The sequence below is a fragment of the Paenibacillus swuensis genome (genome assembly GCF_001644605.1).
GTDB lineage: Bacteria > Bacillota > Bacilli > Paenibacillales > DY6 > Paenibacillus_N > Paenibacillus_N swuensis.
The window spans coordinates 1391174-1417673 of sequence record NZ_CP011388.1 but is presented as its reverse complement, the minus strand read 5'-3'; the positions used below and the strand labels follow the sequence as shown (position 1 = coordinate 1417673).

At 51.6% G+C, this 26500-nt stretch carries 23 protein-coding genes and 1 riboswitch; of the genes, 15 read left to right on the top strand and 8 right to left on the bottom strand.

Annotated elements, in window-relative coordinates:
• Positions 1-55 precede the first annotated feature (55 nt).
• Positions 56-1774: an ABC transporter ATP-binding protein gene (locus SY83_RS06050; protein WP_068605199.1), complete on the top strand. Its 1719-nt coding sequence runs from the start codon at positions 56-58 to the stop codon at positions 1772-1774.
• Between the two features lie 460 nt (positions 1775-2234).
• Positions 2235-2885, top strand: a complete 651-nt coding sequence (locus SY83_RS06045) for a cupin domain-containing protein (RefSeq protein WP_068605198.1) — start codon at positions 2235-2237, stop codon at positions 2883-2885.
• Here the strand turns inward: SY83_RS06045 and SY83_RS06040 are convergent.
• From SY83_RS06040 to SY83_RS06020, 5 genes are all read right to left on the bottom strand, one after another.
• On the bottom strand, positions 2882-3634 hold the full coding sequence (locus SY83_RS06040) for an exodeoxyribonuclease III (RefSeq protein WP_068610934.1): 753 nt from the start codon (positions 3632-3634) through the stop codon (positions 2882-2884). The genes SY83_RS06045 and SY83_RS06040 overlap by 4 nt on opposite strands.
• A gap of 59 nt (positions 3635-3693) precedes the next feature.
• The gene (locus SY83_RS06035; protein WP_068605196.1) at positions 3694-5073 is read right to left on the bottom strand and encodes a cryptochrome/photolyase family protein; all 1380 of its coding nucleotides are present in this window, start codon (positions 5071-5073) and stop codon (positions 3694-3696) included.
• A gap of 142 nt (positions 5074-5215) precedes the next feature.
• Positions 5216-5680, bottom strand: coding sequence for a C40 family peptidase (locus SY83_RS06030; protein WP_068605194.1), 465 nt, complete (start codon positions 5678-5680; stop codon positions 5216-5218).
• A 5-nt stretch (positions 5681-5685) separates the two neighbouring features.
• Positions 5686-5821: riboswitch (cyclic di-AMP (ydaO/yuaA leader) on the bottom strand.
• Positions 5822-5959: 138 nt separating this feature from the next.
• Positions 5960-6781, bottom strand: a complete 822-nt coding sequence (locus SY83_RS06025; RefSeq protein ID WP_157279802.1) for a hypothetical protein — start codon at positions 6779-6781, stop codon at positions 5960-5962.
• An 11-nt stretch (positions 6782-6792) separates the two neighbouring features.
• Entirely contained in the window at positions 6793-8832 is a 2040-nt protein-coding gene (locus SY83_RS06020; protein WP_068605189.1) for a M1 family metallopeptidase, read from the bottom strand.
• Between the two features lie 139 nt (positions 8833-8971).
• Between SY83_RS06020 and SY83_RS06015 the strand changes: the two genes are divergently transcribed.
• Entirely contained in the window at positions 8972-9538 is a 567-nt protein-coding gene (locus tag SY83_RS06015; RefSeq protein ID WP_082882358.1) for a YwhD family protein, read from the top strand.
• Positions 9539-9598: 60 nt separating this feature from the next.
• Here SY83_RS06015 and SY83_RS06010 read toward each other — a convergent pair whose 3' ends face one another.
• Positions 9599-10087 (bottom strand): C40 family peptidase, encoded by a 489-nt coding sequence (locus SY83_RS06010; RefSeq protein WP_068605188.1) that lies wholly within the window; start codon positions 10085-10087, stop codon positions 9599-9601.
• Positions 10088-10319: 232 nt separating this feature from the next.
• The gene (locus tag SY83_RS06000; protein ID WP_068605184.1) at positions 10320-12392 is read right to left on the bottom strand and encodes a transglycosylase domain-containing protein; all 2073 of its coding nucleotides are present in this window, start codon (positions 12390-12392) and stop codon (positions 10320-10322) included.
• 278 nt (positions 12393-12670) lie between these two features.
• Here SY83_RS06000 and speE point away from each other — a divergent pair, with 278 nt between their 5' ends.
• The 3 genes from speE (at position 12671) to SY83_RS05985 (ending at position 16156) form a co-directional block, all read left to right on the top strand.
• Positions 12671-13498 carry a polyamine aminopropyltransferase gene (gene speE, locus SY83_RS05995; protein WP_068605182.1) on the top strand — a complete coding sequence of 276 codons (828 nt, stop codon included), beginning with the start codon at positions 12671-12673 and terminating at the stop codon, positions 13496-13498.
• 12 nt (positions 13499-13510) lie between these two features.
• Positions 13511-14380: an agmatinase gene (speB, locus tag SY83_RS05990; RefSeq protein WP_068605180.1), complete on the top strand. Its 870-nt coding sequence runs from the start codon at positions 13511-13513 to the stop codon at positions 14378-14380.
• Between the two features lie 855 nt (positions 14381-15235).
• Positions 15236-16156 (top strand): ComEC/Rec2 family competence protein, encoded by a 921-nt coding sequence (locus SY83_RS05985; protein WP_068605179.1) that lies wholly within the window; start codon positions 15236-15238, stop codon positions 16154-16156.
• 72 nt (positions 16157-16228) lie between these two features.
• Here the strand turns inward: SY83_RS05985 and SY83_RS05980 are convergent, their stop codons facing one another.
• Entirely contained in the window at positions 16229-17110 is an 882-nt protein-coding gene (locus SY83_RS05980; protein WP_157279801.1) for an AraC family transcriptional regulator, read from the bottom strand.
• Between the two features lie 269 nt (positions 17111-17379).
• Here SY83_RS05980 and SY83_RS05975 point away from each other — a divergent pair, with 269 nt between their 5' ends.
• The 9 genes from SY83_RS05975 to SY83_RS05935 are packed head-to-tail and all read left to right on the top strand — an operon-like array spanning position 17380 to position 26492.
• Positions 17380-18186 (top strand): sugar phosphate isomerase/epimerase family protein, encoded by an 807-nt coding sequence (locus SY83_RS05975; RefSeq protein ID WP_068605177.1) that lies wholly within the window; start codon positions 17380-17382, stop codon positions 18184-18186.
• On the top strand, positions 18183-19223 hold the full coding sequence (locus tag SY83_RS05970) for a Gfo/Idh/MocA family protein (RefSeq protein WP_068605175.1): 1041 nt from the start codon (positions 18183-18185) through the stop codon (positions 19221-19223). Before SY83_RS05975 ends, SY83_RS05970 begins: the two co-directional genes overlap by 4 nt.
• Positions 19220-20095, top strand: a complete 876-nt coding sequence (locus SY83_RS05965; protein WP_068605173.1) for a sugar phosphate isomerase/epimerase family protein — start codon at positions 19220-19222, stop codon at positions 20093-20095. The genes SY83_RS05970 and SY83_RS05965 overlap by 4 nt, the downstream gene beginning before the upstream one ends.
• A gap of 11 nt (positions 20096-20106) precedes the next feature.
• Positions 20107-20850 carry a sugar phosphate isomerase/epimerase family protein gene (locus SY83_RS05960; protein WP_068605171.1) on the top strand — a complete coding sequence of 248 codons (744 nt, stop codon included), beginning with the start codon at positions 20107-20109 and terminating at the stop codon, positions 20848-20850.
• 13 nt (positions 20851-20863) lie between these two features.
• A complete protein-coding gene (locus SY83_RS05955) occupies positions 20864-21838 on the top strand; it encodes an ABC transporter permease (RefSeq protein WP_082882354.1) in 975 nt (324 codons plus the stop codon).
• Positions 21839-21849: 11 nt separating this feature from the next.
• On the top strand, positions 21850-22740 hold the full coding sequence (locus SY83_RS05950) for a carbohydrate ABC transporter permease (protein ID WP_068605169.1): 891 nt from the start codon (positions 21850-21852) through the stop codon (positions 22738-22740).
• Positions 22741-22787: 47 nt separating this feature from the next.
• Positions 22788-24347, top strand: a complete 1560-nt coding sequence (locus tag SY83_RS05945) for a type 2 periplasmic-binding domain-containing protein (protein ID WP_068605168.1) — start codon at positions 22788-22790, stop codon at positions 24345-24347.
• A 12-nt stretch (positions 24348-24359) separates the two neighbouring features.
• Entirely contained in the window at positions 24360-25511 is a 1152-nt protein-coding gene (locus SY83_RS05940; RefSeq protein WP_068605166.1) for a Gfo/Idh/MocA family protein, read from the top strand.
• Positions 25512-25529: 18 nt separating this feature from the next.
• Complete coding sequence (locus SY83_RS05935) at positions 25530-26492, top strand: carbohydrate ABC transporter permease (RefSeq protein WP_068605164.1); 963 nt, start codon at positions 25530-25532, stop codon at positions 26490-26492.
• Positions 26493-26500: the final 8 nt, after the last annotated feature.

Sequence of the window (26500 nt, the reverse complement as noted above, 5' to 3'; positions counted from 1 at the left end):
TACGATGAGTACCAAATGCTCATGCTAACGCTACACCGCAAAAAGGAGTGTCACAATGTCTCAAATCCGCCGCTTTATGGCCTATTATGTGCCTTACAAGAAACTGTTCCTGTTCGATTTCACCTGTGCTGTATTCGCCGCGCTGCTGGAATTGGGTTTTCCCATCGGTGTTCAGTGGACGATCGACAAGCTGCTGCCGACAGGGAATTGGACTCAGATTGTGTGGGTGTGCGTAGGTTTGCTGGTCATGTATCTCATCTCTATGGGGCTGCAATTCGTTGTGAACTATTGGGGTCATATGCTCGGGATCAACATCGAAACCGATATGCGCAAACAGCTCTTCAACCATGTGCAAAAGCTTTCGTTCCGGTTCTTCGACAACACCAAGACGGGGCAGATCATGTCACGCCTGACGAACGATCTCTTCGATCTGGGCGAGATGGCGCATCACGGTCCGGAGGACTTGTTCATTGCGATCATGACGCTGGTCGGCGCCTTCGGCATCATGTTCATGGTCAACTGGGAGCTTGCCTGCATCACGTTCATTGTTGTGCCGATTTTGGCATGGATTATCGTGTATTTCAACCAGAAGCTCAGCAAAGCCGCCACCCAAATGTTCGAAAAAATCGCTGATGTCAACGCGCGCGTGGAAGACAGCATCTCCGGCATCCGCGTGGTGAAATCGTTCGGCAACGAGTCGTTCGAGAGAGCTCGTTTCGACAAGAACAACCAGGCGTTTCGCTCGGCTAAGCTGCAGTCCTATCTTGCGATATCGTTGAGCCTGTCCGGCATTTACATGTTGACGCGGTTCATTACGCTGACCGTTCTGATCTTCGGCACCTGGTTCGCTTACCAAGGGAAATTGAGCTACGGTGAGCTGGTCGGTTTCTTGTTGTATGTGAATATTTTTCTGCGTCCGATTGAGAAAATTAATGCTTTGCTGGAGTTGTATCCGAAGGGGATGGCCGGGTTTAAACGGTTTTGCGAGCTGATGGATACCGAGCCTGACGTGAAGGATGCCAAGGATGCGGTGGAAGTTGCCCGGTTGCGGGGCGACATTGAATTCCGTAACGTCACCTTCGGGTACGAGAATCACGCGCATGTGCTCCGCAACATGAACTTGAAGCTGAACGCCGGAGAGACGGTAGCTTTGGTCGGGCCTTCCGGCGCCGGTAAGTCCACGCTGTGCAGCCTGATTCCGCGATTCTACGAAATCGACAGCGGGGAGATATCCATCGACGGGATGGATATCCGCAAGATGAAGCAGACGTCGCTGCGCAACCAGATCGGCGTTGTGCAACAGGATGTGTTCCTGTTTAACGGAACCATTCGCGAGAACATTGCTTACGGCCGCTTGGGGGCGTCCGAGGAAGAGATTGTGGCCGCCGCCAGCCAGGCGTCGCTTGACTCTCTGATTGCATCGCTGCCTGAAGGGCTCGATACGTTCATCGGGGAGCGGGGGCTGAAGCTGTCCGGCGGGCAACGTCAGAGGCTGTCCATCGCGCGAATCTTCCTGAAGAATCCGCCGATTCTGATACTGGACGAGGCGACATCCGCGCTCGACACCGAGACGGAGCAGCTTATCCAGCAGGCGCTGGAGCGCTTGTCGCATAATCGGACGACGCTGATTATCGCTCACAGGTTAGCGACCATCCGCCATGCGGACCGGATCCTGGTGGTGACCGAGAAGGGCATCGAAGAGGAAGGCCGTCACGAGGAGCTGCTCGCGGCGGGCGGCGCCTATGCGCGGTTGAGCGGGGCGCAATTCGCATAACATGAAGAAGGACCGGAAGCTGCTCGTGAGAGAGCTTTCTGGTCCTTTTCTTAATATATAGTATATAAATTATGGGGTGTTGCTGAACCTTATTTGGACTGAAATGCTGGGTTATCCCGAAGGCTCAGTGGTATGATCGAAAGTTACTTCACAAGTAGACATAATCCTCACTTCATCACCCATAAAATGGGAACAAGCGTTCTTAATATGTTATAGAATACCAAACAAATGCTCTTGTATCAAGTGTTTTTTTGAAAAGAACGGATATTATTTTTGCCTGATTCTTCGGGATAACCCAGCATCGGTGTTGAAATACAATCATACTTGGCAGTTGACCAAGCAACATGATCCAGCCTCGATAGAGGTTTTCTTATAGATCTTATAGTACACAAGCACTTCATTCTGGGCAGATGCATAGAGTATGGTGACAATAGCCCAATACCGAAAGGCAGGAATCCCCATGTTCGAACGTTATGAAGGAATGGATTTGGCTTCCCCTCAACTCAATTTAGCTTACGATATGAAGAACACCGTGCTCTTCAAGAAGAATGACCAGAACTTCATCTACGCCCTGACCAAAACGCAATTGCCCGTGTTGAAAGACCTGGCCTTGCTGGACATCTACTTAAGCCAAGGGAACATTGTTGAGCCGCACTGGCATCCGAATTCCGCAGAGCTCGTTTATGTTGTCAAAGGTGAAATCGTCATTTCTGTTCTAAACCCGAACACCAAAGAATTGCTCAGCTACCGGTTGAAAGCGGCGCAAACCGTCTACATTCCGATGGGCTGGTTCCACTGGCAGGTGGCTATGGAGGACAATACGCAATTTTTGGCAGTGTTCGATAACAGCTTGCCGGAAACCGTACTCGAGTCCGATGTGCTCCTGAAAACGCCGAAAGATGTGTTACAACTCGCCTACGGCATTAACGGGGAAGAGCTGGAGCAAGTGCTTGCGCCGCTTACAGAATCCGTCTTGATCGGCCCGCCGGTTCCGCAACGTACGGAACAGTTAGAGTATCTTGAGCAGCGTGCACAGGACCATTACCAGCCGAATTACGCATCCGCAGCCGGCAGTCATCAACAGTGGCGTATCGGAAACTACCAGCCTTAAATTGTAATCTCCAATACAACCGGGCAATGGTCGCTTCCGGTTATATCGCAATCAATTCCCGCATCAACCAGCGCATCCTCTAAACGTGTGGAAGCTAAGAAGTAATCGATACGCCATCCGACATTTCGGGACCGGACTCCGGGCATATAGGACCACCAAGAGTAAACTTCCGCCCGGTCCGGATAGAAATGTCGGAACGTATCCACGAAGCCGGATCCCAGCAGCTCCGTCATCTTGCCCCGCTCTTCCAGGGTGAATCCGGAATTGCCGAGGTTCGGCTTCGGATTCTTCAGATCAATCTCCTGGTGAGCGACATTCAGATCTCCGCAAACCATCACGGGTTTATCTGCGTCCAGCTTCATCAGATAAGCTCTGAAACGGTCCTCCCAATCCAATCTGAAATCCAGTCTGGAGAGGTCGCGGCGGGCATTGGGCGAATAGACATTCACGAGATAGAAATGCTCAAATTCCAGCGTAATAACCCTTCCTTCGGGATCCGGTTCGCCTTCGAGGCCGTTCCGTACCGAGAGAGGGGCTTTTTTGCTGAAAATCGCCGTTCCCGAGTACCCCTTCTTCTCCGCATAGTTCCAGAATTGGTAGTACCCATCCAGTTCCAGCGCAATCTGACCCTCTTGCAACTTGGTTTCCTGCAGGCAGAACAGATCGGCGTCCATCTCCCTGAAGTAGTCCATAAACCCTTTATTCACACAGGCTCGCAAGCCGTTGACGTTCCAAGATACCAGCTTCAATGTCATTCATTCTCCTTACTGATCAGAACTTATCCTTTTCTATGAGCAAAAGGATTCTATCAGTCTACCATATCCGCGTCCGCAAGGTTTACTCGGGTAGCCAACAAGCTGCGGTAGCGGTCGATGGCTACGGCGCGGGAAAGCTTCAGATCCACGATGGCCTCAGGCCGGGGTTGATGGATCTCCTTGTCGGACAGATGAGCGAGCTCGGGCAGCCAGCGCCGAATGTACTCTCCCCGGGGATCAAACTTCACAGATTGCGAGACGGGGTTCATAATCCGGAAGTAAGGTGCGGCATCGAAACCGATGGAAGAGCTCCACAACCATCCCCCCCGGTTCAAAATATGGTCGTAATCCGCCAGCTTCCGCCGGAAATACTGCTCTCCCAGCGGAAACGGGCAGAGCAGGTTCTTCGTCAGGAACATGGCTGTGACCATGCGCAGACGATTCGGCATCCGCCCGGTCGCGTTCAGCTCCCGCATAGCCGCATCGATGATGGGAATCCCCGTCGTGCCGCTGCGCCAAGCTTTCAAGTGAACGTCCGACAGCTCACGCATATCGTATTGTTCTTCATATCGGAAGAAGAACGGGTCCAGCTGAGCCTGGTACAGGTAAAACTCGCGCCATATCAGTTGCCGCAGCCACGGGTCGCGGTGTTCGCAGTCCAGGAGCCGCTCATACACGCGGCGGATCGACAGCGCTCCCGTATTCAGCAACGAGCTGATTCCGCTCGTGAAATCGCCGCGATAATCATCTCGTTTAGCGTCGTAATCCTCCAGGCGCTCCTCCAGAAACGTTGTAAGCACCGATTCCGCGGAAGGCTCCTCTGCAGAAGGCGCAGCTCTTTCCAATAAGGCTTGAACCTCAGGAGGAACGGCATAGGGACGCAGCACCTCTTCGTTCAGACGAACTGTATCCAAATCCTTCAATGAAACCGCCGACGCCGGCGAATAAAAAAGTTCCAGATACGTTTTCATTTTTCTGTAAAATGGTGTAAATACTTTATAGGGATCTTTTTTCCCCGAATATTGTTGAAACGACTCAATATCCGCTAACGTAGCATTAGGTACGGCGTAAACCGGTACGGCATGCGCAGCGGCTGCTTCAGCTAAAGCTCCATCCCGCCGACGAGCATAGGGAGTATAGTCTTCGTGGAAGACAACTTCTGTAACGGGATGCGCGCGCAACACCGCAGCAAGCACCTCGGCCGGATTTCCGTAGAGGAGATTTAAATGCCGGTCCGCCTGTTCATACTGCTTAATCAGCTGACCCGCCGCGCGCAGAAAAGTACGGCCGCTGTGATCGTTAGCCCGCTCTTCATCCAGTAACACCGGATCCAGAATGAGCAGATGTATCCCGGGCTGGCCCTGATCCCGCAGTCTGTCGAACGCTCGCAAATCTTCAATTCGTAAATCTTTTCTATGCATAAACAAGTACATTGGAATGGCTCCTTTAGTATCCGGCAGGAAAAAATAAAGCCCCGAAAGGCTTGTCCGCGGTAACGGCGCCTTTTCGAAGCTCTCTAATGAATGGCAGGTAAACCGATTCGCACTCGGCGCCTGCGGATGGAAGACCGACTACTTACTCTGCGATGACCTGTTTAAAGGAAGTCTCCGACAGAACTCTGCGAGCGGTCACATATCTCTTCACATAATAAGAATCGCTTAGCTTGCTGATACTGACGCCTTTCTTGCTTGAAGCATGTGCAAAGCTGCCATCTCCTACATAAACACCAACATGGGAGATACCGTCTCCGCCTGTATCAAAGAAAACTAAATCCCCTTCGCGCAATTCATCCTTGCTCACTTTCGAGCCAAGCTGAGCTTGCGATCTGGAAGAGTGCGGCAAATCAATATCGAACCGGTCGAACACATAAGATGTGAATCCGGAGCAATCGAAGCCGCTCTTGGTCGTTCCGCCGTAATTGTAATCAATTCCGACTAATTTCGACACTTCTTTGTCGAGCGATGTCTGGGCTGAAACCATGCCCACCTGTAAAGATAGTGAAACGGCTAGTCCTAGTACGAACACTGAAACTTTTCTCAAAACAAAGATGCCCCTTCCGGTGCCTACGAGGTTAGCTTGAGGGTTCGGTGAGAAGGTTCCCTATGACCACTTTGTTGCGAGGTCAATTCACCCAAAAATGGATCCCCCGTTTCCCTTGCGGGAACTCGGCAAAGATAAGTTTAATTATTTTTTCCTCTCCTACAATTCGATCTTTTTTTCGTAAATCCTCCTTTAGTCACAAATTAGTCACATTTTTTTTCGTGAAACAGCAAAAAAACCGTCCCCGAATTACAGGAACGGCTTATTTTCGCGTAATCTCTACAGCCCGCTTTTGGCGTGCCAGAGGTGGTATTGTGTGGCCACGCCCCATACTTTAAGCAGGGTACGGACCAGGTGGTACATTTGATGCATAATGAGCGCAAGCAACCCGGCCCAGACCAACGACACGGCCGTCGTTACGGCGTAGATGCCGCCGGCAATGGATAGCAGAAGCAACGCGGCAAGCGCCATAGGCATCAGGTGACGGAAGGATACCTTAAGCGAATGCAGGAGCTTGCCTCCGCTCACCTTGCCGATCCCGATGGACAGGAAGATCAGATGCAGGACGAACGCATACAGGATCCAGCCTGCAAGCCAAGGGCTGAAGTGCATCAGCATCGGGGTCAGGGACGGCTGACTGTCGTAAATGACGAGCGCATGAGGCAGAATCCAGTAGGCCGGCAGCAAGGTGAGAAAGAGTTGAAGCCAATACATTCCGATAAAGAACAGACCCCAGCGTTTCACGCCATGCAGAAACTTGCGCTTGTCTCTCACATCGGCCAAGTGAATACAATGAAAGAGTCCCGCCTGGATCAGGGGTGAAGCGATGAGACGGATCAACAACAGGGCGCCCAGAATGGCGATATAGGAATAGCTGATTCCGGTTTTCGTAAGCTGAAATTGACTTTCCGCGAAGAATAAGTGCAGGGATGAAGTTTCCAAAGCGTCTCCGGGGTACCTCCGCAAGAGCGGGTAAACAATGGATTCGATAAACCGATAGAGCACAAGTCCCCATAATAATTGATAAATAAATAACAGCAAAATGATCGAAAATTGTCGAATGGCCGAAAACCATCCTTGTTTTACCCATTGCGTCATCATCTTGGTTCACCTCACCATGCCAGGGAGCCGATCAAGGCTTCCACGATTTTGGTAATGCTAAGATTCCAGCGAATGTTCGAATCCGTTGCCACATCGGCTTTCATAAAGTTGTTAATATGTTTGTTCTCCACAACGATGGTGTATTGCGGATCAATGGCGACCCAAGCCAGCGGAGAGGCGTTCGTGATTTTGTATTCCGTCAGCGCTTCGGTTCCGTTCCACATTTTCTTCATGGAGGTTCCGTCCTCGAACTGAAATACGATCGGTATTTTGCTGAAATCCGCCCCATGCTTGCGAATGTACACCCGATGTTCATAGACCGTGTTTCCGTTCTGCCGCACACGCTCCGTTCGAATATCTTCCACGGCGTAATCCGCCATCATGTTGCCGTAAACATACTGATTGAAGTAGCGGTCCCAGTCTTTCTTGGTAATCTGCTCGAGCACGGCTTGAAAGTCGGAAGTGGACGGATGCTTGTATTTCCATTTGGCAAAATAGGTCCGGATCACCCGGCTCATCGCTTTCTGCCCGATTTCCTTCTCAATGCCCAACAGGACCAGCTTCGCCCGCGTATACACGTTCTCCGCGTAATGATTGTGGCTGTTGTATTTCCACGACAGCTGCTTCAGCGGAGCGGGTGAAGTGATGTAACTTGATTCCACCGGAAGATTGGGCGCGACCCCGTATTCCTTCTCCATGACCTTGTCTTCCGAGTAGGAGGCAAAGCCTTCATCCAGCCAAGCTTCCTCAAATTCATTGCTGGCCACAATACCGTACCAGTACTGATGCGCGATCTCGTGAACCACGACACGTTCAAGCTCGAGGCCGGGATCCTCGGTGGATGCCCCGAAACCCGTCACAAGGGTCGGATACTCCATGCCGCCGGCGCCGTTCCCCTCTTCCGGAGGAACCACGATCGACAAGGTGCTGTAGGGATACTGGCCATACCACTTGCTGTATTCCGTCAATGCGGACTTGGCGGCATGGAAATAACGATCCTGCAAATCTTTATGCTTCGGGTCCAAATAGAGCTTGATCCGCACGCCCGGCACATTCGGCGCGGAGAACGGTTCCTCCGCATAGACGAAGTGCGGGGAAGCGGACCAGGCGAAATCATGAACATCATCCGCGTAAAACTGATAGGTGCGGATGCCGTTCTTATCCGCGGTCGGCTTGGTCTGGAAGCCTGTCGCGGCAACGACGTAATTCGAAGGTACGGCGACCTTCACGTTATAGATGCCGAAATCGGAGTAGAACTCCGAATTGCCGTGGTACTGGTGGGCGTTCCAACCCTCCGCGCTTCGGCCCCGGGTACCGGCCAACTCATAGGCGGCGGCCTTCGGGAACCATTGACCCGCCATGACGAAATCGCCGGCGTAGCCCATTCTGGCGAATGTATGCGGAAGCTGAACCTCGAAAGCCATGCGCAGGGTAATACTGCCTTTCGGCGGCACCGGCTCCGGCAACCGAAGCTTAACCAGCGTTCGGTCGTTCTTGTTGCCGTCGTCCGGCTGCACGGGTTGCAGCCGCGGCAGCAGATTGGTTCCTTCGGCTGTTTTCATTGCCGTGATGTTCATGAACCCGAAGCTGCCCGCCTGCATTTGGTCCGAACGCAACTTGCCTCCCGACTCTTTCATGAACGTGGTGTCCATGGATTCGAACGCATTGGGGTACAAGTGGAAATACATTTCACTGACCGCGTTCTTGCCGGGATTCGTCCAAGTGAGTGTCTGGGTGCCGTTAATCTGTTTATTCGCCGGATTCCACTTGGCATGAATATGATACTCAACTACGCGCTTGCTCAAAGGCTCCGGCTTCTTTACCACGGGAAGGTCGGGAGCGGAAGTTCCTTTGGAGGGCGCTTTAGCGGAAGGCGGTTGGGGCTTGGCCTTCGGTTGCTGCTTGGATTTGTTTGCATTCGCGCCTTTGCCTGATGGCTTGACCTCGCTGAGAGCGGATCTGGAAGGCTCGGCCGGGTCATATAGAACAATGCCGATCAGGGCGATGATGATGAGCAGGGGCAGAAGTAGCAGGGTAAGCCGATGGTTCATACAATTTTTCCTCCCGTTGACAAGCTTGACAAGCGTCTATCGCATGTATATGTGTCTTGTCCGCAAAATATTTCTCAGCTAAAATAAACAATAGAAGGTCACACTATAATTAACAGCGTGATACAGGGAGGTAATATAGATGACGAACGGAGAACAACCGACGGGCAATAACGAAGGACAAGCAGCTGGTGCTGGCGCAGGCGCAGGCGCGGAACCGGCGAAGAAAGAGAAGAAGCAAATTGCGCTCAACGTGGTAAGCAATAAACCTCACCGGGGCTTTGGCGCGGGAACGATTGATCTCAGCAACGTCTCTTGCGTAATTATTGAAGACGGACAGGCGTATATCGATGACGGGGCGATGCATGCGAAGAGTAAGGTGGAACGCGGGATTAAGTTCTCGATGAATAAAGAGGATGTGCCGAACGGCAAGAAGTGCTGGGTTGTCTGGGTCGCTGTGGACCGGATGGAAGTAGGCACTTGCTACGGGGGTGCGACCGCTTGCGAGATGCTGGTGGATGCGGAAGCCCGCAGAGGGTGGAAGATCCTTGCGGACCATGTGAACAAGCTGGATTACGCGCTGAAGCGCCGATTCATCCTGGAGGGGCTCAGCCCGGAAGAAAAGGCTTCGCTTCGCAGTCTGCTGATGGCGCACAACCCGGAGTGGTGGGCGGCTTCCAGCGAGGAATTAAAGCAAGGCTTGGCATAGGAATGCAAAGAACCTGCCTCCCGAGTGAATCGGGGGCAGGTTCTATTTTCTTGCGGGATATTACAGTACGCGACGCGCTGTAACGTAATGGGAGTTCCACCATCCGGATTTCATGGAGGAATATTTTACGCCGCCGGCTCCGTACGTATGTAACACTCGGCTATTTCCCGCATAGATGCCTACGTGGGAAATGCCAGATCTGCTCGACGTGGTGAAGAAGACGAGATCGCCTTTCACCAATTGGCTGCGCGGTACGAAGTAGCCTTGTCTCGCTTGATCTTTAGAAGCGCGTTTCAGGGTTTTGCCTACGCGGCTGTATACCCATTTCGTGAAAGAAGAGCAATCGAAACGGCTGGTTACGCCGAATTGCGCTCCGAATTTGTAAGGCGTGCCTAAGTATTGGTTGCCGATCGAGATGACGCGATCGCGGGAGGAGCTTGCCGCCTCGACGGACGGCGCTATGTATGCGGTTGTGCCTGTAAGGAAAATCGTTGAGCTGATGCTGATGACAGCCAGTTTCTTAAGGATGTTCTTGTGAAGTGGATTCATGTTGTTCCTCCTGGATTCTGGCTTCTGGAGCCGTACCCGAAGTATAGCATATTGAATCTGCCCATCATTTACCAAGGCATGAAGAAAGCGGGTACCCTCAAGGAGTCCCGCTTTATTATTAGAAAACAATTAGAATATTTTAACTTAGTAGAGGTTGACGCGAAATTTTCCAAGTTAATATGTGGTAATGCTAAGTGTTACTAAGCGTTATTTCAATATAATTTTACGAATACTAATTCGTCCACCACTTCTTCAAATCCTGCCACCAAGAGCTGTGGTGCTTATCATCGGCAGGTGTGATCGGCGCCGTACCGTCTCCGCAATATTCCTTAGGCTCAGTGCCCTTCACGAACACTTCCATACGAGATTGTGCGCAGGCCGCGGTAGCCAGTTTACCGCTGACCGGATCCACATAGATGCTGACAACATCCTCCGGCATCTCGAACATCTTCGGCGGTACGGACGCGAGTGCGCCCTCCGTAAACTCGGCGAAAATGGGAGCCGCCTTTCTCGATTCAATGGAGGTGATGGCACGGCCTTTGTCATGTCCAACCCACACAGCCGTGCTCAGCTCCGGCGTATATCCGACCATCCAGGCGTCGGAATTCGTGGTGCCGCTCTTACCGGCGACGGGCCGCTTCAGGTAGCTCGACACCCGATTGCCCGTGCCGCCCTCTTCAAATACGCTTTGCATCAAATTGGTGAGAACGTAAGCGGAAGCGGGGTCCGCGGCCTGCTCCTCCACAGGTTGCGACTCGTACAGCACCCGTCCCTGGCCGTCCACGATTTTCACCACGGCGGTAGGCGTCGCCTTCACGCCATGGTTCCCGATGGTGCCGTAAGCTACGGCCATCTCGAACGGGCTCGCCGGAAACGTCCCTAGAGCCAGGGAAGGCAGCGGCTTCATGGCGCTGTCGATACCCAGCTTGCGGGCCGTTTCAATCACTTTCGCCGGCGACAGCTGCTGAATCGTGCTTACGGCGTAGATGTTATCCGATTCGGCGATCGCCTGCCGCATATCGATCAGATCGTTGACGTACTTCCCGCCGTAGTTACGGGGGGTGTACGTCTGCTTGCCGTCGTCGTAGGTGAACGTCGTCGGCTCGCTGCGGAAGCGGGTCATCGGCGTAAACGCTTTGCTCTCCAATGCCGCCAGGTACAACAACGGCTTAAACGCGGAGCCCGGCTGCCGCGTTTCGGCAAAGACGCGATTATATTGATTCTCGTTATAATCGCGTCCGCCGACCATCGCTTTAATGTAGCCATTGCGCGGGTCCAGCGAGATCAAGGCCGCTTGAAGCTCCTGCGTGCCCGCCAGTTGTTCGCGGATCGTTTTCTCCGCGATTTCCTGCGCTTTCACATCCAGCGTCGTATAAATCTTGAAACCTCCCGCGTCCAGCAGCTTCTCATCGATTCCCAGCTTGGTTGTGATGACCTGCTTCACGTAATCGCGGAAATAAGGCGCCAGCGCGGGCTTGGCGGCAGTCAGCGGTTTAAATTGCATAGGCACACCCGCTGCCTCATCCGCCTGGCGTTGGGTAATATATCCGTACTTCACCATGGATTGCAGCACGGTTTTCTGTCTCCCTAAGGCGTTGCTCAAGTTCATATAAGGAGAATAATATTTGGGACCTTTAGGTACGCCTGCCAAAAGCGCGCTTTCCGCAAGCGTTAATTCCTTAGCGGTCTTGCCGTAGTAAACCTGTGCGGCCGTTTCTGCACCGTATGTGGAATGACCGTAATAAATTTGATTCAGATATTTCTCAAGTATCTCATCCTTGGAATAATTCATTTCCAGTTGAATGGTGTACATGGCTTCTTTCACTTTGCGTTCCCAGGTGCGCTCCTGCGTCAAATAAAGGTTACGGGCAAGCTGCTGCGTAATTGTGCTGGCTCCTTGTACTTTGGCCATATGCTGAATGTCCACGACAATCGCCCGGGCTAACCCTCGAAAATCAATGCCCATATGGTTGTAGAACCGATTGTCTTCGATAGCCAGCGTCGCTTGGACAAGAAATGGGGATATATCTTTCATAGGCACGACCTGACGGTTCTGCCCGGAATGGTAGCTGTCGATCAACACGCCGTTCGTATCATAAATCTGTGAGGTTTGGGTGATGGAAGAGGCAGGGAGCGATTGGATGCGCAAAAATAAGAGACCGATGACAGACAGCACAACCAATACACCCGCGGTTTTGAACAGGAAAGACATGAACTTTTTAAACCGAATATAAGCTCTGACCATAGGCTGGTTTTCTTGTCCGTCCGAAGGGTCTGCAGGGGGATGGGTTGCCGCTCGTTTCATGATCCGCACTCCTTTCGTTAATACCGCTTAGTTAACAGTATGGAAAGTTATGGGCGGAGCTATTCAAGGAGCGGGTTTTATTTTGTAAAATTTTCATGAGCGGCTTGTTTATGGTTGCATTTTGACAGGGTTCGACTATAATACAATTTGTGCCTGGCACAGGCTTTTTCCCTTCAGGGCGGAAGGTCCTTAAACCTCAAATGACGCAAGGGATGAACGGGTCTCTTTTTGGTAAAATAATCACATCACAAATCACGAAGAAGAAAGAAGGGTTCACTATGGAATTATGGTACACGGAGAAACAGACGGAATCGTTCGGCATCACAGCCAAAATCACACAAACATTCGTTTCGGAGCAAACGGATTTTCAGAAGCTGGACATGATTGATACAGAAGAGTTCGGGCGTATGCTGGTATTGGACGGCATGGTCATGACCACGATTAAAGATGAGTTTGTTTACCACGAGATGGTAGCTCATCCTGCCCTGTTTACACATCCGAATCCGAAGCATGTATTGGTTGTCGGCGGCGGCGACGGCGGTGTCATTCGTGAAATTATGAAGCATCCGGGCGTGGAGAAAGCAGTTCTGGTTGAAATCGACGGTAAAGTTATTGAGTATAGCAAAAAGTACCTTCCGGAAATCGCAGGAGAGCTGGACAACCCGCGTGTGGAAGTGATTGTCAATGACGGTTTCATGCACATCCATGAGCATAAGAATACATATGACGTGATCATGGTTGACTCCACGGAGCCTGTGGGCCCGGCGGCGCCTTTGTTCGAGCGCGGGTTCTATCAAGGGATTTTTGAAGCGCTGAAGGAAGACGGCATTTTCGTTGCTCAAACAGACAACCCTTGGTTTAAAGCGGATTTGATCCAAAAGGTGAATAAAGACGTAAAAGAAATTTTCCCGATTACCCGTGTTTATGCGGCGAATATTCCTACGTACCCAAGCGGACTATGGACATTCACGATGGGCAGCAAGAAATATGATCCGCTGCAAGTGGACGAAACGCAAATCGCGGAAATCGACACAAAATACTACACGCCTCGTCTGCACAAAGCGGCGTTCGTATTGCCTAAATTTGTAGAAGATCTGTGTAAATAGGAGGAAGACTTCATGCGTTTGGATCAAACATACTCAGGCAACGTCTTCATCTTAAGCTCTGACGACTATGCGAGCAGCAAAGCGGTCATTTACGGCATGCCGATGGACTACACGGTATCGTTCCGTCCGGGTTCCCGGTTCGGACCTGCCCGGATTCGCGAGGTATCGATTGGACTGGAAGAATACAGCCCGTATCTCGACAAGAGTCTGGAAGAAATCACTTACTTTGATGCTGGCGATCTGTTGCTTCCTTTCGGCAACGCGGGACGCAGCCTGGATATTATTCAGGAGTACGTGAGCGGATTGTTGTCGGACGGGAAATTCCCGGTCGGCATGGGCGGCGAACATCTGGTAACTTGGCCGGTGCTGCAAGAAGTTTACAAGAAGTATCCGGATCTCGCCATCATTCATATCGACGCGCATGCGGATCTACGCGAGAATTATGAAGGCGAACCGCTGTCCCACTCTACGCCGATTCGCAAGGCGGCGGAGATGATGGGAGGCAAGAACATCTATCAGTTCGGCATTCGCTCGGGCTCTCGCGAGGAGTTCAAGTACGGACGCGAGAACATCAACTTCTTCCCGTTCGAAGTGTTGGAGCCGTTGAAGCAGGCGTTGCCTGAGCTTGAAGGCCGTCCAGTGTACGTGACAATTGACATCGACGTCCTGGATCCGTCCGCGGCGCCGGGCACAGGCACGGCGGAAGCCGGCGGCATCACGTCCAAGGAACTGTTGGGCGCTGTGCATGCGATCGCCGCATCCGGTGCTAACGTGGTGGGCTGTGATGTGGTGGAAGTGGCTCCGGTCTACGACCATAGCGAGCAAACACAAATTGTGGCTGCCAAGCTGATTCGCGAAATGCTGCTTGGATTTGTGAAGTAAAATATACGTTGTGGGGGAGCAGGGCTTAGGCCTTGCTCTTTTTTTTAATATATTAGAAAGTATATAAATTATGGGTGATAACTAGGTTTGTTTAGTTAAACTGGAATGCTGGGTTATCCCGAAGGCTCAGTGGTATGATCGAAGAACTGGAATGCTGGGTTATCCCGAAGGCTCAGTGGTATGATCGAAGAACTGGAATGCTGGGTTATCCCGAAGGCTCAGTGGTGTGATAGAAGTAGGCAATGCAGTGATATATGGAAAATGTGGAGAAGGAAATATAAAAAATTGCTCGTTTCTTCTAACAAAGAACAGAATCGCAAATGTAATTTAATGTGTCGCAAGCGTTATGCTTTCTGTAACCATAATGAACGAAAGGAACTCGAACAGAAGGACTGACATGAGTTTAAATGATGTTGGATTAATCCCAATAACTAAGTTATTTGTTAATTACTACAAATTTTTTTGGAAAGAACGGATAGCATTTTCACCTGATTCTTGGGGATAACCCAGCATCGAAACGAATATAATGTTCACCTGATTCTTGGGGATAACCCAGCATCGACGCTGAAATGCATTTATTACGTGGTAGTTGACCCAGCCAGCAACATGATCCAGCTCCGCGCGCGAACTCTGTAGTTTCCAACAGAGCCAAGAACACGGCCGCCTACCCTGAGAGACCTCGCTCGATAGAGGTTTTCTTACGCTGTGCGGATGGACACCTAAAATGACAAATAAAGGAACACCCAGATTGACATTTCAAGGTGCATCAACTCTTGGTATGATCTCTATATCCAATAAACCCTATAAAATTAGTGGGTATTAATGGGTCTATCTATTAATCAGGAGGAATGAATGATGACGATGAAAAGATTTAGGAAATCCGGCCTGGTAAGTTTGTTCGCTCTTGCTCTGCTTGTGACTGCATTCCTGTACATCGCCCCTAATCGCGGATTCGCGGTGGGCCCTTCCCTGAAAGTACATGTCCTGGGAGTAACGGGGGACGCCATTCTGGTTCAACTCCCGAACAACAAGATTATGCTGGTTGATTCCGGTATTGCCGAGGAAGAAAGTATTGTGCTTCAGAAGATTCAGGATTTAGGCGTTACGCGTATCGATTATCTTGTCGCCACACATATGCATCTGGATCACATCGGCAACCATTCGGAGATTATTAATCAATTCGATATCGGACAAATCTTCTTCCCGGGCGACGGCGCACCGGACACTTCTCCGGATTATATTGCCATGCAAACCGCAGCTAGTGCGAAGGGCATTACGATCGAGAAGAAGGTAGCCAATGATTATCTGTTCCCAACCACAACCGTGAACGGCTACAGTTTATCCGCCAAAGTGCTTTCACCGCGAACCGGGGTCGTTCTAAACGCTTCCGGAACAGGGAATACCGCTAACAGTTACTCCCTTGTATTCTCTTTGAAATATAACAATAAAGGCATTCTCTTTACGGGGGACGCCTTAAACGATACGCTGAATGATTTGAGATTAAATCATGGTTTGAATGATAATCATATTCTCAAAGCGGGACATCATGGTTATAACGATTCCAACTCTAACACGTTCCTTGATTATGTGTTCGCCAAACAGACCCATAAAGTCATCATTACTCAAATTTCCAATGATCTTACCAACAGCGGACAATTAAAAGCCAGGTTGAATACGCGCTATCCGGATGTGGAGTACTGGAGCACCAAATATCGGCCCGACGTGTGGTTCGAAACCGATGGAGGGAACTGGGTTTCTTCCCAACCTCATGAATGATCTAAACAGACCTCCTCTTGGAGGTCTTTTTTTGTGAGTCGGGAAAGAACGAATGAGGGAAGGCGGCGGTCGTCACTCCGATGTAAGGGCATCTTTGTTGTTCAACTGGATCGCATAAGCTGTGGGTGTAACCGTATAGTGTCGCTTGAACGCTTTGGAGAAACTGAATAAGTCGGGATAGCCGACCGATAGCGCGATTTCTGTAAGGGAATATGTATTTTCGGCCATCATCTGCCTGGCTTGTTCCATCTTCAGCCCTTGAATGTATTGGATGGGCGACAAACCGTAAGTCTGTCGAAATTTCTTGCTGAAATGACTCCGATCAATGCCCACGAACTGCGCTGCCTTGTCAACGCTTACTCCCTCCATGTAATGGCTTTTTAAGTAGTCCTGAGCCATGGCAAGCCAATCCGTGGAGGCTTCCGTTCTGTGCTCCGGGGTATTCTCATGCGAGTTTACCGTCAAATGCCCGAATAACTTGAAGGTTAATGCAAGCCGGAAGTAATCCGCGCTTAGGCGTTCACCCCCTTCAGCAAGTTGAAACCATTCTTGCAGCGTTGCTTTTACTTCCGGAGTCAGGGCGGATTTCGTGTGAGGCTCGTTGGGCTTAATGCCCGCTCGATATAAGGTGCGTATCGTATGCTTGCCGTCGAATGCGACCCAGATCATCTCAAGAGGATGATCCGGATCGGTATAGTATACCGACGATTTCTTCGGGAATAAGCAGAATAAGTCTTGTTCGGCAATAGGATAATGAATCTCGTCTTGAACGAACATACCTTTGCCTTTCAATACGAAATGCAAGCTGCATAGGGAGGATACCTTGGGACCGATGTAATAGTTGGGCTTAGCCCGATTTCTGCCCAGCCTTACCGGCCATACCCCGCTGATCTTTTCATGTTCGGAGGGTGTAAAGAAGTGTCGTTCAATAAATTGATTATGCTGTTCGTACACAATGGATCTCCCTCTTTCGGTTAATATAGGCAGCACACAAAGTGACAAATGGTATTGGCACGCAAACTGACATTGACGATCCGCATCCGCCTTGATAATATAACTTTAACATAATAAATCCTATATGATTAGTAGGAATTGTCGACCGGACCACTGGAGACACCATGGAAACGAAGCCCCTTACGCGTGCATTAACGTTATGCGCATGTTTGAGCAACTCGCCGATATGGTGTTTTTCTGTATTCAGAAAGAGGAGGAGTTTCATAACTATGTTACTGACTTGCAAGGAAAATATGATTCAGGGTCTGAATATGAGCGAGGTTTGCAGGAAAGTGAAGGACGCGGGTTTTGATGGCATCGATCTTATGGGAGGGGTGCTCAAGCAACAGTTGATCGAGGTGAAAAGCGCGTTGCGGGATACCGGACTCGTGTCTGCCGCAGTCTACGGGCAATTGGGAAAGGCGGGCAGCTCATTAATCGATTTGACGGCGGCTGCGCGCGTTCAAGCTCTGGATTTGTTCAAAGAGCGTATAGAGCTGGCTGCCGAGGTCGGAGCCGGACGATTGATCTTTGTACCGCGTTTCGGTAAGTCGGAACTGAGGCCGGAGGCATCCGATTGGGTGCTCATTACGATGCTGGATGAGTTGGCCGAGTGGGCTGCGGGGATCCCCGTAACGCTCATCATGGAACCGTTAAACCGCAGGGAAAGCGAGTTTTTGCACGATCCTCTGAAGGGCTTGGCTCTTGTAAGCGAGGTCGGGCGCCCCAATGTGAAGACGATGATTGATACGTATCACATGTTTGTGGAGCAGCAGGATGTGACGGATGTTACCGCTCAGTTAGGCTCAGCACTCGGGCTCGTACATCTGTCCGATTCCGAGCGCAAGTTGCCTGGACAGGGTGTAGTTGATTTCCAGCAGGTTCTTCATGTGCTTCATAAGGTCCGTTACGACGGTCCGCTTGGATTTGAGTGCAAGGAAGCGGGGTTGACCGAACTTCATACCAGTGTTGCATATATTAAGGAGCTGTTGGCCGATGTGCAGGCCGCAGCCCGTTCTAAGGAGAAGGTTCAATGACCAAAGTGTGGAACATTGCGGTAATCGGTGCCGGTGACATGGGCAGGCAGCATGTCAAGGGCTGGCAGCTCGCCGGGCACCAAGTTGTCTCTGTTACCGATGTAGACCAAGGGAGGGCGGAAGCTCTAGCCCAAGCATTTCAAGTGCCGGGGGTTTATACCGACTACCAAGAATCCATTCCCCAAGGGAATGTGGATATCGTGTCCATCTGCTTGCCGCTTCCCTTGCATAGAGAGGTTACGGTATTCGCAGCGAATCAGGGAAAGCATATTTTCTGCGAAAAGCCGTTAACAAGAAGCCTCGAGGACGCGGATGCGATGGAGAAGGCCGTGACGGAGGCAGGCGTTCAATTCGGTTTAGGTTTGCAGCGAAATCTGTCGCAAGGCGTGCTGGCTGCGCGGGCTTTGGTGCAGAGCGGCCGGCTCGGGAGACCTGTACTCTTCGCTTGTGACTCTATAGCGGAAATCCGCCCCAAGCGAATCATGCACGATGCGAACGGCAATATGGGACCGTTGATGGACCTGGGCTGTCATTACTACATGATGTGGCAGACCGTATTTAATTCGTCGCCGAAGACAGTGTACGCGCAAGGCCGCGTGCTGGCTAGAGAACGCCGGGAGCTGTCCCATATCGAGGAACTGGCGATTGATTCCGCCGTCGTGACCGTGGAATATGAGTCCGGTGACATCGGAACATTCACGGTCAGTTGGGGGATGCCGCCTCAGACGAAGCTGCGGGGACACCAGGACCGCATCCTGGGACCCCGGGGCGGAGCTGAAGGCGGCTTCAACGCCAACCCGTCCAAGATCACCGTCTATGAAGAAGACGGTGTGGAGGAAGTACCGCTGCACGTCTACCCGTCCTTGCATCAGGAGCAGTTTCAGTTGTTCGTTCAATCGATCGAGCAACAAGGCGCAGCAAGCGCAGGATTCCAGGCCGGCAGGGATGTGCTGACCCTCACGCTTGCCATCTTTAAATCAATCGAGACCGGTGAAGCGATTGACTTCGAGCGTTTCTCCCGGGAGTTGAGTGCATGAAAGTAGGGATCTACAACTCCTGCCTGTTGCATTGGGAGGTTGAGCGTACGTTTCAGTGGGCCAAGGAGCATGGGTTTGCCGGCGTAGAACTGCATGCTGGTCCCCGCTACAAACATCTGAATTGGCGGCAGCTTGCGGAAGGCAAGGATCTGGATCGCTTGTTAAGCATACAAGACCGATATGAGCTGCCCATCACCGGTCTCATGTTCGGGGCCATTCCGTTTCTGTCTCCGAACCCGGCGGACCGCAGCGAAGCGAGGGAGATGATAGCCGTTCTGCTCCGTGCGGCACATCGCCTGGGTATTCCGATCGTTTCCACCTTTACGGGGCGTGATCCAAGCAAGACGCTGGAAGCGAATTTGGAGCCCTATGCCGAGGTATTTACACCTATCGCAGAGGAGGCGGAGAAGTTAGGCGTCAAGCTGGCGTTCGAGAACTGTCCCATGTATGAATTCTGGCCGCCCGTTCATAACATAGCGGTTTCACCCGTGTTGTGGCGATCCTTGTTTGAGCTTGTGCCGTCTCCCGCCTTAGGGTTGAATTTAGATCCTTCGCATCTCGTATGGCAGGGTATCGATTATGCCCATGCCGTTCACGAATTCAAAGACCGTATCTTCCTGGCGCAAGCCAAGGACACCGAAGTGCTGCCGTCTGTTCTGCGCGAGGAAGGTATGTTGACCTGCCGCTGGTGGCGTCATCGCATTCCGGGCCAGGGGGACGTGGACTGGGGCCGATTCATTACCGCGCTGCAGGAGGTTAACTACGGCGGCATCCTTAGCATCGAGCACGAGGATCCGGTCTGGTCCGGTTCGGATGAACGAATTCAACAAGGGCTGCTGCATGCCAAGAGGCATCTCGAGCAGTATCTCTAGGGGGCAATTCGATGAGTAACACCAAAGTGGCCATACAGGCAAGGTTATGGGGGCTTACGCAAGTGGCGGAGAATTTCGCCGCCGTCTTCGATCAGGCGGCTCTGGCAGGGTATGCGGGCGTTGAGGTTCGGTACACGATCTTGTTGGAGCAAGAGCAGCAGCTAAAGCGTTATTTGCAGCGTAACCCCGATTTCTCGTTGGCGGCTCTTCACGCCAATCTGCTGGCGTTCGAGAAGCAGGAGGGGAAAGAGAGGCTGAAGCGATTGCTTGAAGGGATGAACGAGCTGGAGATTCCATACTTGATAGTGAGCATGGGCTATGAGCCGCAGCAGCAGCCGTGGTTCGAGCTCGCCGCGCAGGTCAGGGAGCTATGCGGCGAGGAAGGAACGACATTGTGTTATCACAATCACGCTGCTGAATTTACAGGCGGCACGGCGTCGTTCTTCGACACTCTGACGAAGTCGTATCACGTGCCCTTGGCCGTAGATCTGGCCTGGGTACATCGGGCGGGAGTTGATGTGATCGACTTCATAGACCGTTACAGTGAGGACATCCGATATGTTCATGTCAAAGATACGCTGGGGGAGCAGTGGAAGGAACTTGGAGAAGGGGAGATGAACCTGGAGCCGCTGCTGCACAGGTTAGCCGATCTCCGGTTGCCTTGGTGGACGGTGGAACAGGACTTCACAGACCGGGATCCGTTCCTTAGCGCTTCCATGAGCCGGAACTATTTGAAACAGCAACTCAACGTGTAATCAGGAGGGTGCTATGGAAGGTAACAAACATCCCTCTACGTCAGGGTTGACCGCTGTGAAATTATCGCTGCCCAGGAAGCTTGCCGATACGATAAAGCTCTATTACAAACACAAGTACCTGTTCTTGATGCTGCTTCCGGCACTCGTATGGTACGCGGTGTTTTACTACGGCCCCTTATACGGAATCCAACTGGCTTTTAAGGATTTTCGGATTGTTGACGGGATCACGGGAAGTCCCTGGGTCGGCCTCAAACATTTTGAACGAATGTTCTCATCCACCAATGATTTCGGACGGATTCTGAAAAACACGCTGATCATCAGCTTCTATCACATCCTGTTCGGTTTCCCGGCACCCATCGTGTTGGCATTGCTTTTCAATGAACTCAGATTCAAGCTGTTCAAACGCATCGCGCAGTCCATTTCCTATATGCCGCATTTCTTATCCTGGGTTGTGTTGTCGGGCCTGCTGCTCACGATGTTGTCACCCAACCACGGGATTGTCAATCAGCTGCTTTCGCTGTTCGGCATGGAGCCGATCTATTTTCTCGGCGATCCTGCGTATTTCCGGTTTACACTGGTTGTTTCATCCATATGGAAAGAAATCGGCTGGGGAACGATCGTTTACTTAGCCGCTTTAGCCGGGATCAATCCTCAACTGTACGAAGCCGCTCATGTGGACGGGGCTAATCGTTGGAAGCAACTCGTGCATATAACGCTGCCCGGTATTCTGCCCATTATCGCCATCATGTTTATTTTGAGAGTGGGAGACTTAATGGATGCGGGGTTTGATCAAGTGTTCAATCTGTATAATGCGGGAGTCTATGAAGTTGGGGACATTATTGACACCTATGTGTTCAGGGTGGGCATTACCAAGATGCAATACAGCTTCACCACTGCGGTAGGCTTGTTCAAGAATCTGGTAGGCTTTCTCATGCTGTTGTCTGCTAACTATCTGGTCAAAAAATCGGGTCAAGAAGGCCTTTTCTAGGGGGTGAGTGCATGCCTGTTCATATGACGACAGGGGAACGATGGTTTCAGGTGACTGCCGTCGGACTCATTTCACTGCTCTGCATCTCCATGGTCTACCCGTTTATCCATCTTATGTCGGTTTCGTTCAGCACGCCTCCGGAGGCGATTCGTCCCGGCATTCATCTGTTTCCTAAGGAGCTATCCCTGGAAGCTTATCGCAAAGTATTTCAATCCGAGCGCGTCTGGATCGGTTTCGGAAACACCCTCTTCCGCACCTTGGTCGGAACACCGCTGGCGCTTCTGTTCATGGCTGCGACGGCCTATCCGTTGTCCAAGAAGTATTTGCCCCACAGGAGTTTCTACACCATGTTCTTTGTATTCACCATGTTTTTTCAAGGAGGACTCATTCCTACGTATCTGCTTGTGAAAAATTTGGGGATGATCGACTCTCGTTGGGCATACATCCTTCTGCCGCCGTTTCTGATCAGTACGTTCTCCATGCTCATCATGCGTAATTTCTTCGCGAGTTTGCCGGAGGAGCTTGAGGATTCCGCCAAGATCGACGGAGCAAGCGATATTCGCATCCTTTTCTCCATCGTGCTTCCCTTATCCAGACCGATTCTGGCAACCATTGGACTCTGGACCGCGGTACACCATTGGAATGCCTGGTATGACGGTCTGCTCTATATTCAGGATCCTAAGCTGATGGTTCTCCAAACTTATTTGCGCAGATTGGTTGTCGAGAACATGACGGTGGAAACACAGGCGCTGATGGATCAGGTTTCCGGTGTGGAATCCGTTATTCCCGAAACGGTCAAGGCGGCAACGTTGATGGTGAGTATTGTGCCGATCATGGTCGTATACCCCTTTATTCAGAAGTATTTCGTCAAAGGCGTTCTTGTCGGCTCTCTCAAAGGGTAGCCCTTTAAACTATTTAAGAATTATTTCTAATTGAAGGAGGAAGTAACATGGCTGCAAGCAAGTATATGTTGAAGGCGGCGATGATCATCAGCGTGCTGGCAGGAGCGGCGTTAAGCGGCTGCAGCGGCGGAGAGGCCGTTAAATCGCCGGAGACGACTAGCACAGATAACAAACAGAAACAGGCTCCCATCCCGATCACCTGGGTAAGCTTTAACCCGCCTGATACGGATGACACGCCAGTGCAGAAAGCGCTCGAGCAACAGTTCAACGTAAAGTTCACCAATATTCGCCTCGAACGAGGGAACTATAGCGAGCAACTGAATATCAAGCTGAGCGGCGGTGAAATTCCCGACGTATTGTGGCTGGATAACCCGGAACAAGTGGAGATGTTTACAAAGCAAGGCGTTCTGGCGGAATTATCCGAACAGGATATTCGTCAAGCTCTTCCCGATTACGCTAAGTCCATAGACGAGGTCGATCCATCCCTGTGGAAGTACGCCCTTGTCGACGGCAAAAGCTATGCGCTGCCCATCTATTGGCCATTGGGAAGTCTTCCTTTTCTACCCGCATATAACGGTGATTGGCTCAAAAAAATCGGGTACACTGAGCCGCCGAAAACGCTGGAGGAGTTTGAGGACGTCATCCACAAATTCCGTAACAATGATCCCGACGGCAACGGGGTCAAGGATACTTACGGGTATTCCTCCTTTGGGGTGGAACAGCGATCCTTCAACGCCGTATTCGGCGCATTTCAGACCATACCCGGGTGGATGGTTCAAGATAACATCATTGTCAACGGTCTCATCTCGGATGCTTCGCGCGAGGCGCTTAAAGTGCTGAATCGGTGGTACAAAGAGGGTCTGCTCGATCCAGAATTCATCACTAAGAAGCCCAAGGACTTCCACAACGATTTCATTAATCAGAAACTGGGCGCGGCCGATTGGATGTCATTTCAATTCAATACCCAGATGGGACTCATCGGTGTCCCGTTTAAGGCCAAGAACTCGAACACGCCTATCGTGATCGGCAAACCGCTTACGGGGCCAAACGGGGCGGGCACCGCCTTCTCCTATGGCTCGAAGAACGGATTTGTCGCGCTGGGTGCGCAGGTTGCTGAATCCCCGGAGAAGAAACAGCGCATCTTGGAGATCCTTCATGCTTTATCCAGTGACGACAGTACCTATCTAACCGCAGTATACGGATTGGAAGGCGACCACTACGAACTTCAGGACGGCAAGCCGATCATGAAGCCGGAGTACGCAAGTGAAGCCCTCAAATATAAAATCGGCGCAGGAACGTTCTACGGTCTGTTCGGGAATAAATCGAAGCATATGGAGAAATACGACTATCCGGTGGAAGTCGAAACGTTCCGGGATCAGCTAAGTCAAGGTGTGACAACGGTAGAACAGCTCAAAGTGTCCGTACCCGCAATGACCGAGTATCCGGATCTGAACAAGCTGGAGAATGAATATATCGTCAAATTTATTAAAGGCGAAATCGATTTGGAGAAGGGCTTTGATGACTTCGTGACCCTGTGGAAACAATCGGGAGGTCAGCAAATAACGGATGAAATCAATAAGAAATACGCGGGTATCTATATCGATTGAGGAGTTTACGCGATGAATACCGTAGGCATAGGATTGGTTGGCTACAAGAAGATGGGAAGAGCGCACAGCTTCGCTTACCGCAACGTCAATGCATTCTTCGAAACGGCCGTGCCGCGAATGGAATGGATTTGCGGGAGAGATCCGGAAGCGCTGGCTTCCATGGCGGCAAACTTTGGATGGAAGGGAATCACCCGCGATTGGAAGGAACTCCTCCGGCAAGAGGAAGTGGATCTGGTGGACATCTGCGCGCCGAATCGTCTTCACGACGAGATTGTCGTGGAAGCGGCGCGCTTCGGCAAGCATGTGCTGGTTGAGAAGCCGATTGCGCTGAATGGGGATCGTGCCCGCGCCATGACGGAAGCCGTTCTAAAGGCTGAACAGGACTTCGGCATGCGTCACGCCGTGTGCTTCAACTATCGCTACGTGCCGGCGGTTCAGCTGGCGAAACAGCTTATCGATGAAGGCAAGATTGGACAGATTTATCACTTTCGCGGCCGATTCCTTCAAGACTGGCTTGTAGATTCCAATGCCCCGGCCACCTGGCGGTTAGACAAGACAGAAGCGGGTTCCGGCGCCCTGGGTGATCTGGGGAGCCATATCATCGATCTGGCACGTTACCTGGTCGGGGATATTGCGGAGGTTTCGGCGACGGCTCGGACGTTCATCTATGAACGTCCCGTTCCCGGCAGCGATGCGCTTCATTCGGTGACGGTAGATGACGCTACGGCGGCTTTGCTGCAGTTTGCCAACGGGGCACTGGGTACGTTGGAGGCTACGCGCTACGCTACGGGCCATAAATGTACGAACGAATTCGAGATTTCGGGAAGCCGAGGGAGTGTGCGGTTCAACTTTCAACAATTGAATGAGCTGGAGTATTTTACTACGGAAGACGCGTCCCATGTGCAGGGTTACCGCAAGATTACGGTCACGCGTCCGGGCATTCATCCGTATGCCGAAGGATGGTGGGGACCGGGGCATGTGATCGGCTTCGAGAATACATTTGTTCACCTCGTGAAGGATGTGCTGGATGCCGTATCCGGCCGTCGGCTGACACCGGCGCTGCCTACGTGCGTGGATGGTCTTCGCTGTCAGGAAGTGGTGGAAGCCGTGGAATCGGCCATTGAAAACCGAACGTGGGCGGTTGTGAAGCACAGCGGCTTCTAACATGGAGGGAGGTGAACCATGCAGACGATTGTACCCAAAGCATTACGCAGGCCGGCGCATCGGGCAAGACTGCATTATCGAACGCGCAAGGAACTCTGGTGTCTTGCGTTTATTGCTCCGCAGCTGATTTTGTTTATTCTGTTTACGCTGTATCCCACCATCATGAGCTATGTGTACGCTTTTTTTAACTGGAACGGGTACGGTTCACTTAAAGACTTTGCAGGCTTGGCCAATTTCAAAGAAACGCTGCTGGATCCCTACTTCTGGAATGCTTTTCGGAACAGTCTTCTGTTCATGGTAGCGTTGGTCGCGATTCAAGTGCCCCTGGCGCTTCTGATGGCCTTGTTGTTGGATGCGAATTGGCTAAGGGGCAAAGTGTTCTACCGGACGCTCTACTTTCTGCCTGTTGTGACCACGACTGCGGTCGTCGGATTGGTGATGCGGTTCGTATTTGGTGCTTACAAAGGTCTGCTGAACGAGGTGTTGCTCACACTGGGTTTGATTGATACGCCTGTCAACTGGCTCGGGTCGACGGAAACCGCCATGACCATTGTCATCCTGGTCGGAATCTGGAAGAGTTTCGGGATGAAGCTGGTGTATTGGCTCGCGGGCATTCAATCGTTGCCCAAAGAGTTGTTCGAAGCGGCTCGTATCGACGGCGCATCCCCTTGGCAACTGCTGCGTTACCTCACACTTCCGTTGTTGATTCCTGTGGGAAGCGTTATTTTGCTCATATCGGCCGTGAATGCACTTCATGTATTTGATCTGGTGAAAACGATGACGGACGGCGGCCCCGCTTTCCAAACGGACATGGTGGACTTATACATTTATCGGTATGCCTTCTCGGGCAGCGGGGAGGCGCGCATCGGATTCGCTTCCGCCGCGGGCGTCCTGTACGGAATTGTCGTCATGTTGATTTCGGTCCTGTTGGGATTGTTGGTGAAATGGAGCGGAGGCCGTAAAGCATCGGGAGCGGCTTAGGAGGTGTC

What these genes read in the sequence shown, in the direction of transcription:
- SY83_RS06050 (WP_068605199.1), top strand. Translation starts at nt 56, where the DNA reads ATGTCTCAAATCCGCCGCTTTATGGCCTATTATGTGCCTTACAAGAAA.
- SY83_RS06045 (WP_068605198.1), top strand. Translation starts at nt 2,235, where the DNA reads ATGTTCGAACGTTATGAAGGAATGGATTTGGCTTCCCCTCAACTCAAT.
- SY83_RS06035 (WP_068605196.1), bottom strand. Translation starts at nt 5,073, where the DNA reads ATGTACTTGTTTATGCATAGAAAAGATTTACGAATTGAAGATTTGCGA.
- SY83_RS06025 (WP_157279802.1), bottom strand. Translation starts at nt 6,781, where the DNA reads ATGATGACGCAATGGGTAAAACAAGGATGGTTTTCGGCCATTCGACAA.
- SY83_RS06020 (WP_068605189.1), bottom strand. Translation starts at nt 8,832, where the DNA reads ATGAACCATCGGCTTACCCTGCTACTTCTGCCCCTGCTCATCATCATC.
- SY83_RS06015 (WP_082882358.1), top strand. Translation starts at nt 8,972, where the DNA reads ATGACGAACGGAGAACAACCGACGGGCAATAACGAAGGACAAGCAGCT.
- SY83_RS06010 (WP_068605188.1), bottom strand. Translation starts at nt 10,087, where the DNA reads ATGAATCCACTTCACAAGAACATCCTTAAGAAACTGGCTGTCATCAGC.
- SY83_RS06000 (WP_068605184.1), bottom strand. Translation starts at nt 12,392, where the DNA reads ATGAAACGAGCGGCAACCCATCCCCCTGCAGACCCTTCGGACGGACAA.
- speE (WP_068605182.1), top strand. Translation starts at nt 12,671, where the DNA reads ATGGAATTATGGTACACGGAGAAACAGACGGAATCGTTCGGCATCACA.
- speB (WP_068605180.1), top strand. Translation starts at nt 13,511, where the DNA reads ATGCGTTTGGATCAAACATACTCAGGCAACGTCTTCATCTTAAGCTCT.
- SY83_RS05985 (WP_068605179.1), top strand. Translation starts at nt 15,236, where the DNA reads ATGACGATGAAAAGATTTAGGAAATCCGGCCTGGTAAGTTTGTTCGCT.
- SY83_RS05975 (WP_068605177.1), top strand. Translation starts at nt 17,380, where the DNA reads ATGTTACTGACTTGCAAGGAAAATATGATTCAGGGTCTGAATATGAGC.
- SY83_RS05970 (WP_068605175.1), top strand. Translation starts at nt 18,183, where the DNA reads ATGACCAAAGTGTGGAACATTGCGGTAATCGGTGCCGGTGACATGGGC.
- SY83_RS05965 (WP_068605173.1), top strand. Translation starts at nt 19,220, where the DNA reads ATGAAAGTAGGGATCTACAACTCCTGCCTGTTGCATTGGGAGGTTGAG.
- SY83_RS05960 (WP_068605171.1), top strand. Translation starts at nt 20,107, where the DNA reads ATGAGTAACACCAAAGTGGCCATACAGGCAAGGTTATGGGGGCTTACG.
- SY83_RS05955 (WP_082882354.1), top strand. Translation starts at nt 20,864, where the DNA reads ATGGAAGGTAACAAACATCCCTCTACGTCAGGGTTGACCGCTGTGAAA.
- SY83_RS05950 (WP_068605169.1), top strand. Translation starts at nt 21,850, where the DNA reads ATGCCTGTTCATATGACGACAGGGGAACGATGGTTTCAGGTGACTGCC.
- SY83_RS05945 (WP_068605168.1), top strand. Translation starts at nt 22,788, where the DNA reads ATGGCTGCAAGCAAGTATATGTTGAAGGCGGCGATGATCATCAGCGTG.
- SY83_RS05940 (WP_068605166.1), top strand. Translation starts at nt 24,360, where the DNA reads ATGAATACCGTAGGCATAGGATTGGTTGGCTACAAGAAGATGGGAAGA.
- SY83_RS05935 (WP_068605164.1), top strand. Translation starts at nt 25,530, where the DNA reads ATGCAGACGATTGTACCCAAAGCATTACGCAGGCCGGCGCATCGGGCA.